Annotated in this window: 13 protein-coding genes; 10 read left to right on the forward strand and 3 right to left on the reverse strand. The window is 72.7% G+C overall.

Annotation, left to right across the window (positions count from 1 at the left end):
* Positions 1–29: 29 nt before the first annotated feature.
* Positions 30–1,856: a hypothetical protein gene (locus tag KQY30_RS21445; protein WP_217311216.1), complete on the reverse strand. Its 1,827-nt coding sequence runs from the start codon at positions 1,854–1,856 to the stop codon at positions 30–32.
* Between the two features lie 252 nt (positions 1,857–2,108).
* Between KQY30_RS21445 and KQY30_RS21450 the strand changes: the two genes are divergently transcribed.
* Complete coding sequence (locus KQY30_RS21450; protein ID WP_217308235.1) at positions 2,109–2,615, forward strand: DUF5949 family protein; 507 nt, start codon at positions 2,109–2,111, stop codon at positions 2,613–2,615.
* Positions 2,616–2,663: 48 nt separating this feature from the next.
* Entirely contained in the window at positions 2,664–3,356 is a 693-nt protein-coding gene (locus KQY30_RS21455; RefSeq protein ID WP_217308236.1) for a vitamin K epoxide reductase family protein, read from the forward strand.
* A gap of 144 nt (positions 3,357–3,500) precedes the next feature.
* Here KQY30_RS21455 and KQY30_RS36615 read toward each other — a convergent pair whose 3' ends face one another.
* Entirely contained in the window at positions 3,501–3,875 is a 375-nt protein-coding gene (locus tag KQY30_RS36615) for a hypothetical protein (protein ID WP_254407260.1), read from the reverse strand.
* Positions 3,876–4,100: 225 nt separating this feature from the next.
* Complete coding sequence (locus KQY30_RS21465) at positions 4,101–4,340, reverse strand: chaplin (RefSeq protein WP_217308237.1); 240 nt, start codon at positions 4,338–4,340, stop codon at positions 4,101–4,103.
* 392 nt (positions 4,341–4,732) lie between these two features.
* On the opposite strand from KQY30_RS21465, the gene KQY30_RS21470 reads away from it, so the two are divergent.
* Genes KQY30_RS21470 through KQY30_RS21505 form a run of 8 tightly spaced genes read left to right on the forward strand, consistent with a single transcriptional unit; the run spans position 4,733 to position 14,729 of the window.
* Complete coding sequence (locus tag KQY30_RS21470; RefSeq protein WP_254407261.1) at positions 4,733–6,037, forward strand: glycosyltransferase; 1,305 nt, start codon at positions 4,733–4,735, stop codon at positions 6,035–6,037.
* The gene (locus KQY30_RS21475; RefSeq protein ID WP_217308238.1) at positions 6,034–7,623 is read left to right on the forward strand and encodes a sugar transferase; all 1,590 of its coding nucleotides are present in this window, start codon (positions 6,034–6,036) and stop codon (positions 7,621–7,623) included. Before KQY30_RS21470 ends, KQY30_RS21475 begins: the two co-directional genes overlap by 4 nt.
* Complete coding sequence (locus KQY30_RS21480; protein WP_217308239.1) at positions 7,623–9,047, forward strand: O-antigen ligase; 1,425 nt, start codon at positions 7,623–7,625, stop codon at positions 9,045–9,047. Before KQY30_RS21475 ends, KQY30_RS21480 begins: the two co-directional genes overlap by 1 nt.
* 32 nt (positions 9,048–9,079) lie before the next feature.
* Positions 9,080–10,708 carry a murein biosynthesis integral membrane protein MurJ gene (gene murJ / locus KQY30_RS21485; RefSeq protein WP_254407645.1) on the forward strand — a complete coding sequence of 543 codons (1,629 nt, stop codon included), beginning with the start codon at positions 9,080–9,082 and terminating at the stop codon, positions 10,706–10,708.
* Positions 10,698–11,483 carry a polysaccharide deacetylase family protein gene (locus tag KQY30_RS21490; protein ID WP_217308241.1) on the forward strand — a complete coding sequence of 262 codons (786 nt, stop codon included), beginning with the start codon at positions 10,698–10,700 and terminating at the stop codon, positions 11,481–11,483. The genes murJ and KQY30_RS21490 overlap by 11 nt, the downstream gene beginning before the upstream one ends.
* Complete coding sequence (locus KQY30_RS21495; protein ID WP_217308242.1) at positions 11,480–12,652, forward strand: glycosyltransferase; 1,173 nt, start codon at positions 11,480–11,482, stop codon at positions 12,650–12,652. The genes KQY30_RS21490 and KQY30_RS21495 overlap by 4 nt, the downstream gene beginning before the upstream one ends.
* The gene (locus KQY30_RS21500; RefSeq protein ID WP_254407262.1) at positions 12,649–13,377 is read left to right on the forward strand and encodes a lipopolysaccharide biosynthesis protein; all 729 of its coding nucleotides are present in this window, start codon (positions 12,649–12,651) and stop codon (positions 13,375–13,377) included. Before KQY30_RS21495 ends, KQY30_RS21500 begins: the two co-directional genes overlap by 4 nt.
* Positions 13,377–14,729: a GNAT family N-acetyltransferase gene (locus KQY30_RS21505; protein WP_254407263.1), complete on the forward strand. Its 1,353-nt coding sequence runs from the start codon at positions 13,377–13,379 to the stop codon at positions 14,727–14,729. The genes KQY30_RS21500 and KQY30_RS21505 overlap by 1 nt, the downstream gene beginning before the upstream one ends.
* The last annotated feature ends 2 nt before the right edge of the window (positions 14,730–14,731 follow it).

Genomic DNA, 14,731 nt, shown 5'->3' on the forward strand with positions numbered 1-14,731 from the left:
GCACAGTGGACCCAGTACGCCGGACGGTCTCAGTACGCCGGACCGCGCGGCCGGGAGGTACGGAAGCGCAGCGCCACATCCTCCTCCCGCACCCCGCCGACCCTGAGCGTCACGATGATGTCGTCCATCGCGATCCCCGCGCGCAGGCACGTGTAGACGACCGCCGCGGGCAGGCCCACCGGGACGCCGTCGCCGGTCGCCGTCGCCTCGACGGTCCGCCCGTCGCGCAGCCCCACCAGAAAGCCGCCTCCGCCCCCGCCCAGCGCCACCGCGGCCAGACGGCTGCCGGGAAACCGGCCGAGCGTCTCCCCGATCCAGCGCAGCGCGCCCACCGCGGTCGGCGCCGTGCGCTCGCGGACCAGCACCGAGGCGCTCTCGCTCAGCCGCCGGTCCCGTTCCTCCTCGTCGCACGCGAGATGTACGAACGACCCGGCAGTCTCCTCAGGTCCTGTGCGGCTGTCCTCGCAGGCCGCCGCGGGGTGACGGCGTACGGTCACGGTCCAGCGGCCGTCCTCCGCGTCGGCCTCGGTGGCCACCGTCCAGGACGTGACGGCCGCGGCGGGCGGATCGGGGCGGGGCAGCGTCAGCAGGGGAGGCGGCGGGGCGGAGTCCGGCTCGGCCAGCCCCATCAGGCGGTACAGCGCGGTACGCAGCCTGGCCAGCGCCTGCCCCGTATCCGCGAAGGCCCCGGCCGCGATCTCGGCGTACCGCCCGGGGCGGTGCGTCCGTACGGCCGACTCGATCTGCCCGCGCAGATCCCCGCGTGGATCGAGCCGGGGCGCGGTCCGGCCGAGCCGCGCGATCGCCGTCCCCGGCACGGCGTCGCTGCCGAACGCGGCGAGCAGTACGGGCTTGTCCAGCGCCGCACCGTACAGCGTCACCGAACCGTGGTCGCCCACCACGGCGTCCGCCGCCACCAGCGCCGACTGCCAGGCGCCGACCGGCGGCATCAGCAGCAGGCCCGAGTCGAGTGCGGCCGCCAGGAGCGTATGGAGCTGCCAGGCGCCGTGCCCCGACCAGACATTGGGGTGGACGATCGCCGCGACCCGGTATTCGTCGTACGGCAAGGACGCGAGCAGCCGCGCCGGAAGCTCCGGATCGCGGCCGATCAGGGAGGTCGGGCCCCAGGTGGAGCTGAGCACCACCAGCCGCCGCCCGTCCTCGACGTCCAGTGCGCGGCGGTACGAACCGGCCAGCGGCAGGCTGCCGGCCAGTCGGTCGAACACCGGGTCCCCCACCAGCAGGGTGTGGCCAGCGGCCTTGGGATGGGTGGTGAGGAGCTGCTCCTCCTGGTCCGGATGCGAGATGGCGAGCCAGGCGCGGCCCGCCTCCAGCAGCGCGTCCGGCACCACACCGGACAGCCGGGTCCGCGAGGAGCGGGAGTCGGGCACGAGCTTCTGGAAGCCGACCCCGTGCGGCAGGACGAGTACGGGACAGCCCTCGCCCGGCACACCCCAGTTGGGCACTCCGAGACCGGGCACACCGGCACCGGGCACGCCGAGACCCGGCACACCGGCTCCCGGCAGCCCCGCCCCCGGCACCTCGACGTTCTCGCTGGCGGAGACGATCAGATCCGGGGTGATGCTGCCCAACTGGGCCCAGGGCATGACCCGGCACCCCGACTCGTGCAGCAGATCGAGGACTCCGTCATTGAAGGCGGAGGTCGGGTCATGGGCGAAGACCACGGTGATCCGGTCGTCGCCGCGCAGCAGGGCCGGCAGGATCTCCAGGACCCGCACGGTCGAGGTGACCGTACGAACGGCCACGACCAGGGTCTTCTCGCCGGGGAAGGTGCTCCACCGCCGGGCGTCATGGCCCACCGGGACCCTGAGCGGCGGCCCCGCGCTACCGTGCATGGCCACGGATACACCGTACCGGGGGTGGCCCGTGCCCCTCGGCGAACGCGCACGGCAGCACCCCACAGCCCCCGTTTTCCCGGACTCACTCTCAGATGCCTTCCCAAGTTCCTTCGCACGGCGGAGACATGGATAAGTCTCGTACTGGAGAACGAAATTGAGGAATCGACGGCGGGAAGGGGCCGGGGAATTCCCCCACTCGGGTGACATGGGCTCACTGAATTTCTCCGGGGGCCACTACTGTGCCGAAGCATGACCTCTTCCAACACCGCGTCGGGCCGTATGCGGTACGCCCCTCTTCTGGGCACCCTCTCGGTGATTCCCTGGACCAGCGATCCTTCCGAAGGCGAGCGCAACGCGCCTTTTCTGCTTGCCTATTCACTCGGTGACGGCCGGGGCGGTCCGGCGGCCGGTGAGGAGGCCATGCGCGCGGTCCTCCAGGAGATCGGGCTGAATCCCGGTGGTGAACTGGTCGATGTCGCGCAGACGCCCCAGGTGCCGGTCAAACTGCTGGTGGAGGCGGGGCAGGCGGTGCTGACCATGCCGTATCTGACCTCGCAGTGCCCGGTTCCGCCGGAGTGGGAAGAGGACGCGCGGCGGACCCGGCAGGTCTATTTCATGGTGGCGACCCGCCCCTGGCCGGACGGTACGCCGGGGCGGCCGATGACCGAGGAGCGGCTGCGCGCCTTTGCCGGCGACGTCGGCATGCTCGCCGGCGCGGCGCACTGTCTGGTGCCGGTCAGCAGTCTGCGCGGCTGAGGCGCGGCGCGCGAGGCGAGGCATACGAAGCGAACGAATCGGAGCGTCATGGCAACGACTTGGGCCCGGACCACGCCCGCCGGAAAGACCGCGGAAGCCGGGAGAACCTGGAAATCCGAGCAGACCGAGGACCTCGGGAAAGACGCCGTCGGCGGCGGTACGGCGGAAGTGGGCGGCAGCCGCGGGTTCGCGCTGCTGTTGCTGATCACGGGCGCCGCCGGACTGCTGGCGGCCTGGGTGATCACGCTCGACAAGTTCAAACTGCTTGAGGACCCGGACTTCACTCCGGCATGCAGCCTCAACCCGGTGGTGTCCTGCGGCAACATCATGAAGAGCGAGCAGGCGTCGGCCTTCGGCTTTCCCAATCCGATGCTGGGGCTTGTGGCGTACGCCGTGGTGATGGGGATTGGCGCCGGGGTGCTCGCGGGTGCGCGTTATCGGCGCTGGTTCTGGCTGGGGTTGAACGCGGGCACGCTGTTCGGTGTCGGATTCTGCACCTGGCTCCAGTACCAGTCGCTGTACGAGATCAACTCGCTGTGCCTGTGGTGCTCTCTGGCCTGGGTCGCCACCATCGTGATGTTCTGTTACGTCACCGTCCACAATGTCGAGCACCGGATTCTGCCCGCTCCCGCCGGGGTGCGCGGGGCGCTGAGCGAATTCCACTGGGTGCCGCCCGTGCTGTGGACCGGGGTGATCGGGATGCTGATCCTGATCCGCTGGTGGGACTTCTGGACGGGCTGACCGACCTGCCCGGCTGACCCCGCCCCGTACCGCACCCCTCGTACCACCGCCCTCGTACCGCCCCTCGTACGACGCCGCGGAGTCCGGGTCCGCGAGGACCCGGACCGCCCGCTCCCTCCCGCTCCGTACCGGCGGTTACGGGGGTCACTTGCCGAGCGACAGCCCGCCCAGCAGCTTGCCGAGGCCCTGCTCCTTGCCACTGGCCTGCTTGGTGCCGGTCTGCTTGCCGCCGCCCTGCTTCTTGCCGCCCTGCTTCTTGCTTCCGGACTGCTTCTTCGCCTGCTTGTTGTTCAGCTTGTCCGTGGTCTTCTTCACCGCGTTGATGACGGAGCCCTCGTTCTCCGTGTCCAGCGCGTTGGTGTGGAGCGGCTTTCCGTCGCGCAGACCGTCGCGGGCGACGGTGTCCAGGGCGCCATTGAGGCTGGACGGGGTGAGGTTCTCGGCGGCGAAGGCCGGGGACGCGGCGCCCAGGGCCAGAACGGAACCGGCGATGACCGCGGCGATCTTCTTGGGCTTCATGGGGGAATCCTTCTTTCGGAGTTCAGTTCTCGGACGACAGGGCAACTCGGGCAACTCTCTTTCCGCGCAAGCCTCTTGAAGGTTTTCCGCGCGGCCCTGTCCCGTTCTGAGTAACGATTCTCCGGCGTGCCGGAAACGGCCCGGAAACGGGCAACAGAAGAGCCGCTCAGCCCTGGAAGGGACGAGCGGCTCTTCCGCGTCACGTCATCGACGAGGCGAATAAGGTCAGACGTTGAAGCAGGTGTTGCCGAACGTCGGGTTCAGCAGCCCGATGATGTCGATGGTGTTGCCACAGAGGTTCACGGGGATGTGAATCGGGATCTGGACGACGTTGCCGGACAGAACGCCCGGGGAGCCGACGGCCGCGGCCTTCGCGTCGGCGTCGGCGAAGGCGACGCCGGAGGTACCGGCGACAGCGGCGGCCGCCGCGGTGGAGAGAACAACAGCCTTGGCGATACGCGACATGTGAGAAGCGCTCCTCGGTCGTAATGAGATGGCATAGATGCCGGGCGCGACTGCCCGACTTATGCATCAACGCCAGGGGCGGCCATCGGTTGCGCACCCGAATGAGTGACGCTCCCCCAGGAGTTGGCCGCGGTCTGCTACCGGGACGTGCAATACGGCGCCGGTTCCCGAAGTCGTCTTGTACGTTCAGCCCGTTTCAGCGCGTCTGACGTGATTTTCACTCCGCGCTCTGTAAAGGTGCCTTCTTGTTTCGGTCTTTGCTTCGTTCTTTCGAGGCGGACCGGCTTATGCGTAATTCAGTGAGCAGTTGATGTACAAGCGCTTCGAGTCCGTTCAAGAGATTGCATTTCTGTAGCTATAGCTGTAGTAGCGACGAGTGGAAAGAGTTGCGCGTGCGGGCACAACGGCACCTTCCAGGGACCGGCTTCACAGCACTCCATCTCGTTCAGCCGGTCGACGGCGGAGTGGCCCGGGTGGTTCTCGATCTGGTCGGCGCACAGCGGAGTGCCGGAGTCCGGGCCGTTGTCGCCTGCCCCGCCGAAGGCGCGCTCGCCGAGGAGGCGGCACGCCAGGGCGCCGAGGTCCATGTCTGGCACGCGACACGTGCCCCGGGGCGCGGACTGCTGGACGAGGTACGGCAGGTCGAGCGGCTGGTCGGGCTGATCCGCCCGGATCTGGTCCACGCCCACAGCGCCAAGGCCGGCCTCGCGGGGCGGCTCGCCGTCCGGGGCCGGGTGCCGACGGTCTTCCAGCCGCACGCCTGGTCGTTCGAGGCGGTCGGGGGAGTGACGGGCCGGCTGGCGCGGCACTGGGAGCGGTGGGCGGTCCGGTGGACCGACCGGGTCGTGTGCGTGAGCGAGGCCGAACGGCTCACCGGCGAGCGCGCCGGGATTCGCGCCTCCTGGTCCGTCGTCCACAACGGCGTGGACACCGGCCGGTTCGCGGGCGTGTACGACACCCCGGCCGGCACCGACAGCATCCCGACCGGCCCGGGCACCCGTACGGGCAGCGGCCCGACCGGCACCGACACCGGGTCGGGCACCACCACCCTCACACGCACCCCCCTCACGAACACCGCCGCCGGTCGCGCCGCCGCCCGTGCCTCCCTCCCGCTGCTCGCCACCCTGGAGCCGACCACTCCGCTGGTGGTCTGCGTCGGACGGCTGTGCAGGCAGAAGGGGCAGGACATCCTCCTGCGGGCCTGGCGGCCGGTCGTACGGCAGATGCCGCAGGCGCGGCTCGTACTCGTCGGGGACGGTCCCGACGCCGACGTCCTGCGCGCCATCGCCCCGCCCTCGGTGCTCTTCGCCGGGGCCGTGGCGGACACCGCGCCCTGGTACCGCGCGGCCGATCTCGTTGTCCTGCCGTCCCGTTGGGAGGGCATGGCGGTGGCCCCGCTGGAGGCCATGGCCAGCGGCAGGCCCGTCGTCCTCAGCGATGTGGACGGCGCGCGGGAGAGCCTGCCGCCCGGCCGCGAGAACCTCTGCCTCACCCCGCCCGAGGACCCGCCCGCGCTGGCCGCCGCCGTGAGCACCCTGCTCCGGGACGGGCCGCTGCGCGAAACCATCGGCCGCCAGGGCCGGCAGCACGTACTCAGCACCTATGACGTGCGGCAGACCGCGCGGGCCATCGCGGACGTGTACCGCCAAGTGGCCGCCGTGCCGCGCCCCGAGCACAGAGAGCCGATCGCCCAGTGACCACGGAAAGCACCAGCGTTCCCCCACCGTCCGGGCCCGCGAGGGCCACGGGACAGCGCCTCGCGCGTGTCCCGATCGCGCCGCCCCGGGACGCCCCCGACCGCGTGGCACTGCCGTCGCGCCGCCGCACCCGCGGCCCGCTGGGCTTCGGCCTGCCGCTGCTCCTGGCGGACGCGCTCGCCGCCGTACTGTCCACCGCCGTGCTCAGTGACGAGGAGCGGGAGGCGGTCCTGGCCGTGCAGCTCGTCGTCTGTGTGACCGTGCTGAACGCGCTCGGCGGGTTCTACCGGCCCGGTGTCGTACCGTCGGCGCTCGACCAACTGCCCGCGCTGGCCGCCCGTGTCGCCGCGTCGTGGTGCGCCGCCGCGGCCGTGCTCGCCGCGTTCCCGCCCGCCCGTACGCTGAGTGCCGCGGCGCTGCTCGGCGGCGCCGCCGTACAACTCGTCCTGGCCTGCTGCGGCCGTTCGCTGGTCCATGCACGGCGGCGGGCGGTGGCGCGGAACCGGCTGCGGTCCGCGCTGGTCGTCGGTACGGGCATGGCGGCGCGGCGGCTGGCCGCGCTGCTCGGACAGCATCCGGAGTACGGGCTGCGGCCTGTCGGGATCGTCGCGCCGCCGGGCGACGGCGGGCGCGGCGGCGGAGGCACGGACGCTCCGGCGCTGCCGGTGCTGACCTCGGCCGAGGAGATCCACCGGGCCGTCATCCAGAACGGTGTGCGGGAGGCGCTGTTCATCGGCTCGGGTGTCCCCGGTGCGGAATCCGCCGGCTTCCCCGAACCCGGCTTCCCGGACGCGGCTTTCCACGAGCCCGGTTTTCCCGACTCCGGTTTCCCCGGCTCCCGCGACCGTACGGACCGGACGGCGCTCATCGCGCTGTTCCACGAGTACGGCTGCGCCACCTCGTTTCTCGGCCCCGGCCCCTGGGACACCGGCGCCCCGGCCCCCGGCATGGCCCAGCACCTGTGGGGGTACGCCTGGCGCCGGGTGGAGCCGCCCGCCGCGCGCCGCCCCGGTACGGTCGCCAAGCGCCTGCTGGATGTGGTGATCACCGCGCCCGCGCTGCTGGCCATCTCCCCGGTGCTGCTGATCTGCGCGCTCGCCGTACGGTTCGGCGACGGCCCCGACGTGCTGTTCCGCCAGGAGCGTGTCGGCCAGAACGGCCGCCCGTTCACCCTGCTCAAGTTCCGTACGCTGCGCCCGGCCGACGACCATGAGGCGGCCACCCGCTGGAACATCGCCAACGATCTGCGGATGAGCCCGGTGGGCGGCTTTCTGCGCCGTACCTCCCTCGACGAACTGCCGCAGCTCTGGAACGTCCTGCGCGGCGACATGAGCCTGGTCGGGCCCCGGCCCGAACGCCCCTTCTTCGTCGCCAACTTCAGCAAGACCCACCCCGGTTACGCGACCAGGCACCGGATGCCCGTCGGCATCACAGGACTGGCGCAGGTCCACGGGCTGCGCGGGGACACCTCCATCGAGGACCGGTCCCGTTTCGACAACCACTACATCGACCACTGGTCGCTCTGGCAGGACGTCTGCATCCTGCTGCGGACCGCCGTCTCCCTGGTCCGTCCGGCGGGAAGCTGATGACCGCCGACACCGCCGCGGCCCTGCTGCCCGCCGCCCGCCGCCCGCACCAGGACGGCCGGGCGGCGGGCGGCGCGGCGGACCGGTGGCGGGGCGCGCTGCGCCGGTCGGCGCCGGTGCTGCCCGCCGTGGCGGTCGTCGCGCTGGTGGCCGTACCGGCGGCTCCCGCCGGGGACGGCTCCGCCGGTACGGGCAGCGTGGCCGACGCGGCCTCGGCGCTGCTCGTCGCGTACTGCCTCGTACGGCTGGCACGCGAGCGGGCCCGGCCGCTGACCCGTACCGCCGCGCTGGTGCTGGGACTTCCGGTGCTGGGCGTGACCGTCGCCGCGCTGACCTCCGGCGATCCTCCGGCGGCGCTTCCCGGGGTGGCACGCTATCTGCAGATCTTCGTGCTCGTACCGGCCGCGCTGCTGCTGCTGATCCGTGACCGGCGGGACTTCCGGCTGGTCGCGGGGGCGGTCGTGGCGCTCGCGCTGGTGGAGGGCTCGATCGGGGTGACGCAGTATCTGACCGGCACCGGCGCCTCGTACATGGGCGAGAACATCCGTGCCGTCGGCACCTTCGGGCCCACCGATGTGATGGGCATGGCCACGGTCGTCGCGTACGGACTGGTCATCTGCGTCGGGTACGCGCTGGCTCCGGTACGCGGGCCGGGCCCCCGGCGCCGTACCGTCGCACTCGTCTGTGCCGGGCTGCTGCTCGTACCCCTCGCGCTGTCCTTCAGCCGGGGTGCCTGGATCGCCACCGCCGTCGCGGTCCTGCTCCAACTCGTCATCTCCGGGCCGCGCAGGGCCGCGACGGTCGTACTGGCCGCGGGGGCGCTCGGGATCGTCCTCGTCGGCGGGCTCGGGATCGGCTCGCAGATGATCAGCGAGCGCCTCAGCAGCATCACCCGGGTCACCGAAGCGCCCGACCAGTCGGTCGCCGACCGGTACACGATGTGGGCCGCGGCCACCGACATGTGGCGGGAGCGGCCGGTCACCGGCGTTGGGCTGAAGGGCTTCCCCGCGCACCGCGACAGCCACGCGTCGCTGGGGCTCTCAGCCGCCAGTGACACCGCGGGCGCCGGGCTCGGCTTCCAGCGCCAGCCGCTGCTCTCGCCGCACAACATGTATCTGCTGGTGCTCAGCGAGCAGGGGCTGCTGGGGATCATGGCGCTGGCCGGAAGCTGGGCCGCGCTGCTCGTCCTCGCGCTGAGACGGCTGCCGCGGCACGGACGCGGCGGCAGCGGCTGCGCGTTCGTCGTGGCCGGGCTGCTGGTCTGGCAGTTGGTGGACTTCGGTTACGCGGACATCGGCGGCCCGTCCACCGTACTGATGGCCGTGATGTTCGGGCTGGCCGCGTGGTGGGCGCTGAGCCCGGACCCCGGCCGGCCCGGGCCGGGGCGGGGCCGCGAGACCGGGAGCGGGGCTGCCGCCGCGTGACCGGTACGAGTCAGTCGCCACGCCCGCCCACGGTGCCCCGGCAGGCCGGAGGGGACCGGGGTGACCGCGGTGCTTCCTCCTCCGGGGGGTTCCTGGCCAGGGCCGCCTTCCTCACCGCCCTGCTGACCGCCGTCGGTGCCCTGCTCGGTCTGGTACGCGACCAGACCATCGCCCATCTCTACGGCGCGGGCCCCGACACCGACGCCTTTCTCGTCGCCTGGACCGTGCCCGAGGTGGCCGCCACGCTCCTCATCGAGGACGCCATGGCCCTGATCCTCGTACCGGCCTTCAGCCTGGCCCTGGCCCGCAGGGCCGCCGGATCCGCACCGCCCGGGCAGGATCCCGTACGGCTGCTGCTCCGTACGACCCTGCCCCGGCTCTTCCTCGCCCTCAGCGCGGGCGCCGCGCTGCTGATCGCCGCCGCGCCGTGGGTGGTGGCGGTGCTCGCGCCGGGGCTGCCCGAACCGGGGCTGGCCGTCGACTGCACCCGGCTCACCGCCACCTGCGCCCTGACCTTCGGCATGGCCGGATACTGCAGCGCCGCGCTGCGCGCGCACGGCAGCTTTGTGGCGCCCGCGGTGATCTACGTCGTCTACAACGCCGGGATCATCGCGACCATGCTGGCGGCCGGGGGCCGGTGGGGGGTACGGGCCGCCGCCGCCGGGGTCGCGCTCGGCGGGGTGCTGATGGTGCTGATCCAAGTGCCTTCGCTCTGGCGGAAGCTGATGGAGCGTCAGGTACCGGCCGGCGGCGGGCCGAAAGTCACGCGGAGCGGACCGGCCGTCGCACTCGCGCTGCTCGCGCCCGTGATCGTCTTCGCGCTCAGCAGACAGTCGCAGGTCCTCATCGAACGGTTCCTGGCCGCACCGCTGCCCCCCGGCGCGATCTCGCATCTCAACTACGCGCAGAAGGTCGCGCAGATCCCGATGACCCTCTCCATGATGCTGTGCACGGTCACCTTCCCGGTGGTCGCCCGCGCCATGGCGGCGGGCGAGACCGGCCGGGCCCGCCGCCGGGTCGAGCGCGATCTCGCGCTGGCCGGGACGGTCGTCCTCGTCGGCGCCGCCACCGTCATCGCCTGTGCGCCGCAACTCATCGAAGTGCTGTTCCAGCGCGGCGCGTTCGACCCCGCCGACACGGCCGCGACCGCCGCCGTGATGCGGGTGTACGCGCTCGGACTGCTCGGCCACACCCTTGTCGGGGCACTGGTGCGCTGCTACTTCTCCGCCGCGCGCCCCCTCTGGTTCCCCGCCCTCGCCATGCTCACCGGCCTCGCGCTGACCACCGGCGCGGGCGCGCTGCTGGTACGGGTCTGGGGCGTGCTCGGCATCGCCGCGGCCAACGCCCTCGGCATCACCCTCACCGCCGCCCTGATGCTGCACGGCGTCGGCCGCCACAGCGTGCCCATCGCCCTCCGGGCCGTCGCCGGCGGACTGCTCAAGCTCAGCTCCGCGGCCGCCGCGGCCACCGGCTCCGGCTGGCTCTGCGCGGTCCTGATCCCCTCGCCCGTCCTGGGCACCGCGGCGGCCTGCGCGGCCGTCACCGCGGTGTTCCTCGTCATCGCGCGCGCCCTCGGGGCGCCCGGGACCGACACCGTCCTGCGCACCCTCACCCGCGTTCTTGTCCGCCCCCTCACACGAAAGCTCGCACATGCCCGCTGACACGGAGTCCCCAGGCCCCTTGTGGACAGCCATGTACCACTCCGTCGCCGACACCGCCGACGACCCCTACCAGGTGACGGTCTCCCCGGCCCGTCTCGAACGGCAGCTCGGCTGGCTGCGCCGGCGCGGACTGACCGGCGTCGGCATGGAGCGGCTGCTGCGCGCACGCGCCGAGGGCCGCGGCGCCGGACTCGTCGGGCTGACCTTCGACGACGGGTACACGGACTTCCTGGACCATGCCGTACCGCTGCTCAGGAAGCACGGGTTCACCGCCACGGTCTTCGTCCTGCCCGGCCGGCTCGGCGGTACGAACGAGTGGGACAGGCCCGGCCCCAGCAAGCCCCTCCTCACCGGGCCCGGCATCCGCGCCGCCGCCGCGGCCGGCATGGAGATCGGCTCGCACGGCCTGCACCACACCGATCTCACCCGGGCCGACGACGACCTGCTCGCCGCCGAGACCCTCCGGAGCAGGGAGATCCTCCGTACCCTCACCGGCGCGGAGGTGAGCGGCTTCTGCTATCCGTACGGCGCGGTCGACACCCGGGTGATCGGTGCCGTACGGGCCGCCGGTTACGCGTACGCCTGCGCCATCAGCCCCGGGCCGCTGACCGGGATGTTCGCGCTGCCCCGGGTCCATGTCGGCGAGAAGGACAACGGACCGCGGCTGCGCCTCAAACGCGGACTGCACCGCTGGCGCCGCGAACCCGTCCCGGCGGCGGACTACGCGGCATACGCCGGCGCACTGGCCGGACCTCGCGGAGGGACGGGCCGGTGAGGGTGCTGCACATCATCACCGGGCTCGGCATCGGCGGCGCCGAGCAGCAGCTCCGGCTCCTGCTCCGCAGACTGCCGACCGACAGCGAGGTCATCACCCTGACCAACCCCGGCCCGGTCGCCGAGGGCATCGTCGCCGACGGCGTGCCCGTCACGGACCTCGCCATGGCCGGCAACAAGGACCTCGGCGCGCTGCCCCGGCTGACCAAACTGGTCAAACAGGGGCGGTACGACGTGGTGCACACGCATCTCTACCGGGCCTGTCTGTACGGGCGGTTCGCCGCGCGGCTCGCGGGCGTACGGACCATCGTGGCCACCGAACACTCCCTGGGCGCCGTCCAGATCGAGGGCAGACAGCTCTCCACCAGCGCTCGCTCGCTCTATCTCGCGGGCGAACGCCTCGGCACCGCGACGGTCGCGGTCTCCGCCACCGTCGCCCGCCGCCTGGAGCGCTGGGGCGTGCGCCGCGACCGTATCCATGTCGTACCCAACGGCATCGACGTGGGGCGCTTCGCGTACGACGAGGACGCCCGCCGCGCCGCCCGGAGCCGGCTCGGGCTGCCGCAGGACGCCTTTGTGGTGGGCGGTGTCGGCCGGCTCACCGGCAGCAAGCGCTTCGACGCGCTCGTACGGGCCGTCGCCGAACTCCCGCGCGCCCGGCTGCTCCTGGTCGGCGACGGGCCGGAGCGGGAGCGGCTGCGGGGGCTCGCGGCGGAACAGGGGGCGGCCGGACGGGTGCTGCTGCACGGGGCGTGCGAGGACCCGCCGCGGTCCGGAACCGGCGGGGCCCCGGACCAGGGCAAGTCCCCGGGCCCCGATCTGCCTTCCCTGCTCGCCGCCATGGACGTCTTCGTCTCCACCTCCTACGACGAGGCCTTCGGGCTCGCCGTCGTCGAGGCTCTCGCCGCCGGGCTGCCGGTGCTCCATGTCACCTGCCCGGCCCTCCACGACCTGCCTGCCGAAGACGCCCCGGGAGCACGGCAGATCAGCGGCTCCGTACCCGAACTGGCCGCCGAGCTAAGACGGTTCGAGGACGCCCCGCCCCAACGGCTGCCGGTGCCCCGGGCAGCGCGCCACTACGACATCTCTCACAGCGCCGACCAGTTGATGGCGGTGTACGAGCACGCCGTCCGAGGTACGGCCCCCACCCGAGAAGCGAGTTGCTCATGAACCAGTCGCACCAGTCGAGTCCGCCGCCGCGCCGGGCCGCGAGGCGCAGCCCGGTGGCGGCGAGGCTGAAGGCGCTGCCGGCCTGGGGGATCGTGCCGGCGGCGGCGCTGGCAGGGGCGCTGGCCGGGGGCGCGTACGGGCTGCTCCGCACCCCCGAGTACTCCGCCACCAGCTATGTCCTCGTCGTACCGACCGAGAAGGCGGACCCGGCGGCGGCGCTCGGGTTCGCGACGGCGTACGGGCGGATCGCCTCGCATGTGGCACTGCTCGGGGACGCGCCGGTCTGGGCCGGGGTGTCGCCGCGGACCCTCAAGGAGAGCGTGCGGACCACGACTTCGCCGGACGCGCCGATGATCTCGGTGACGGCGACCTCGCCGGACGCGTCGACCGCGGTGGACATGGCGGACGGGGTGACGCGCTCGCTGGTCGTCAACGGCGCGCATTTGCAGAGCAGTACGAACGTACGGGTCATCCAGTTCTCGCGGGCGGTCGCGCCGATGAGTCCGGTCTCGGCGTCCGCGCCGCTGGCGGCCCTGGTGGGTGCCGGGGCGGGCGGGCTGCTCGGCGGGCTCGGGCTGCTGGTACGGCCGGGGCGGCGGACCGGGCAGCAGGTGCACGCGACCGTGCCGGCCCCGGCGGCGGCGCCCGAGCCGCAGCCCCAGCCACAGCCCAAGTCCAAGACACAGTCCAAGGCGCAGTCCAAGTCACGGACGGAGACGGTCTGATGGCAGCCGAGTCGAGGCCCGCAGCGGCCATGTCCCCGATCGCGGCCCGCCCGGGCCCCTCCGTACCCCCCGCGTCCCCTGGGCCGGCCAAGCAGGCCAACCGGGCCAAGTCCGTCAAGCCCGCGGGGCCGGTCAAGCCGGCCAACGTACCGGCCAGGCCGGCCCCAACGTCCCCCGCATCCCTTGTGCCGCCCAAGTCACCACCCGCGGCCTCCGCCCCGCCGATCTCCACCTCCCCCTCCGCGCCCGCCGCCTCGTCCGTCTCCGGCTCGGTCTTCACCACCGAGCTGTGCCGGGACATCGGCCGCTTCGGCGCGCTGGGGCCCGCCTGGCAGGAGCTGCACCGCCGGTCCCGTACCGCCACGCCCTTCCAGAGCCACGCCTGGCTGCACTCCTGGTGGCAGTCGTACGGCACACCGGGACGGCTGCGCATCGTGCTCGTACGCCGGGCGGGGCGGCTCGTCGCGGCGGCGCCGCTGATGCTCGTCCACCGCCCGGTCCCGGTCCTCGTACCGCTCGGCGGGACCATCTCCGACTTCTCCGACGTCCTGCTCGACGACGGCTGCCCCGACGCCGCCGCGTCCGCGCTGGCCAGAGCCCTCAGGAGCGTCGCGCGTACGGCGGTGATCGATCTGCGCGAGGTACGGCCGGGAGCCGCGGCCGAGCGGCTCTACTCCTGCTGGAACGGGCCGCGCCGGCAACTCGCCGACTCGCTCTGTCTGGAACTGCCCGCCGTCCCCATGGACGAGCTGCTCGGCAGGCTCGCCTCGTCACGCGCCCAGCGCTTCCGCGCGAAGCTGCGCAAGCTGGACTCGCTCGGGATCGAGGAACGGGTGGTGCCGGAGGGCGAGATCCCCGTCGCGGTCGCGCGGCTGCTGGAACTGCACCGGCGCCAGTGGCAGGGCCGCGGGGTCACCCCCGAGCATCTCTCCGCCCGGTTCGCGGACCACCTCACCCGCGCGGTCGGCGCGATGGCCGGCTGCGGGGACGCGCGGGTCACCGAGTTCCTGCTCGGCGGTGAGGTGGTGGCCGCCGATCTGACCCTGATGTCCGGGCAGCTCGCGGGCGGCTATCTGTACGGGGCCGATCCGGTGCTCCGCGCCAGGAAGGTCGATGTGGCGACGATGCTGCTGCGGAGCGGGGCGCGCTGGATCGGCGGGAGCGGGCGCACCGTGCTGAGCATGCTGCGCGGCAACGAGCCGTACAAGCACCACTGGCGCCCGGAGACCGTCCACAATCGGCGCTATCTGCTGTGCCGGACGTATCTGGAGCCGTCGCTGCGGCTGCTGACCGGGCGCGCGGCGGCCCGGGGACGGGCCGCCGCGCTGGTCAAGCGGCTGCGCAAGGAATGAGA

It is taken from the genome of Streptomyces sp. GMY02 (genome assembly GCF_019056675.1).
GTDB classification, from domain to species: Bacteria; Actinomycetota; Actinomycetes; order Streptomycetales; family Streptomycetaceae; genus Streptomyces; species Streptomyces odonnellii.

Excerpts from the sequence above, each read along its gene's own strand:
- KQY30_RS21445 (WP_217311216.1), bottom strand. The coding sequence starts at position 1,856 with ATGCACGGTAGCGCGGGGCCGCCGCTCAGGGTCCCGGTGGGCCATGAC.
- KQY30_RS21450 (WP_217308235.1), top strand. The coding sequence starts at position 2,109 with ATGACCTCTTCCAACACCGCGTCGGGCCGTATGCGGTACGCCCCTCTT.
- KQY30_RS21455 (WP_217308236.1), top strand. The coding sequence starts at position 2,664 with ATGGCAACGACTTGGGCCCGGACCACGCCCGCCGGAAAGACCGCGGAA.
- KQY30_RS36615 (WP_254407260.1), bottom strand. The coding sequence starts at position 3,875 with ATGAAGCCCAAGAAGATCGCCGCGGTCATCGCCGGTTCCGTTCTGGCC.
- KQY30_RS21465 (WP_217308237.1), bottom strand. The coding sequence starts at position 4,340 with ATGTCGCGTATCGCCAAGGCTGTTGTTCTCTCCACCGCGGCGGCCGCC.
- KQY30_RS21480 (WP_217308239.1), top strand. The coding sequence starts at position 7,623 with ATGACCGCCGACACCGCCGCGGCCCTGCTGCCCGCCGCCCGCCGCCCG.
- KQY30_RS21490 (WP_217308241.1), top strand. The coding sequence starts at position 10,698 with ATGCCCGCTGACACGGAGTCCCCAGGCCCCTTGTGGACAGCCATGTAC.
- KQY30_RS21500 (WP_254407262.1), top strand. The coding sequence starts at position 12,649 with ATGAACCAGTCGCACCAGTCGAGTCCGCCGCCGCGCCGGGCCGCGAGG.
- KQY30_RS21505 (WP_254407263.1), top strand. The coding sequence starts at position 13,377 with ATGGCAGCCGAGTCGAGGCCCGCAGCGGCCATGTCCCCGATCGCGGCC.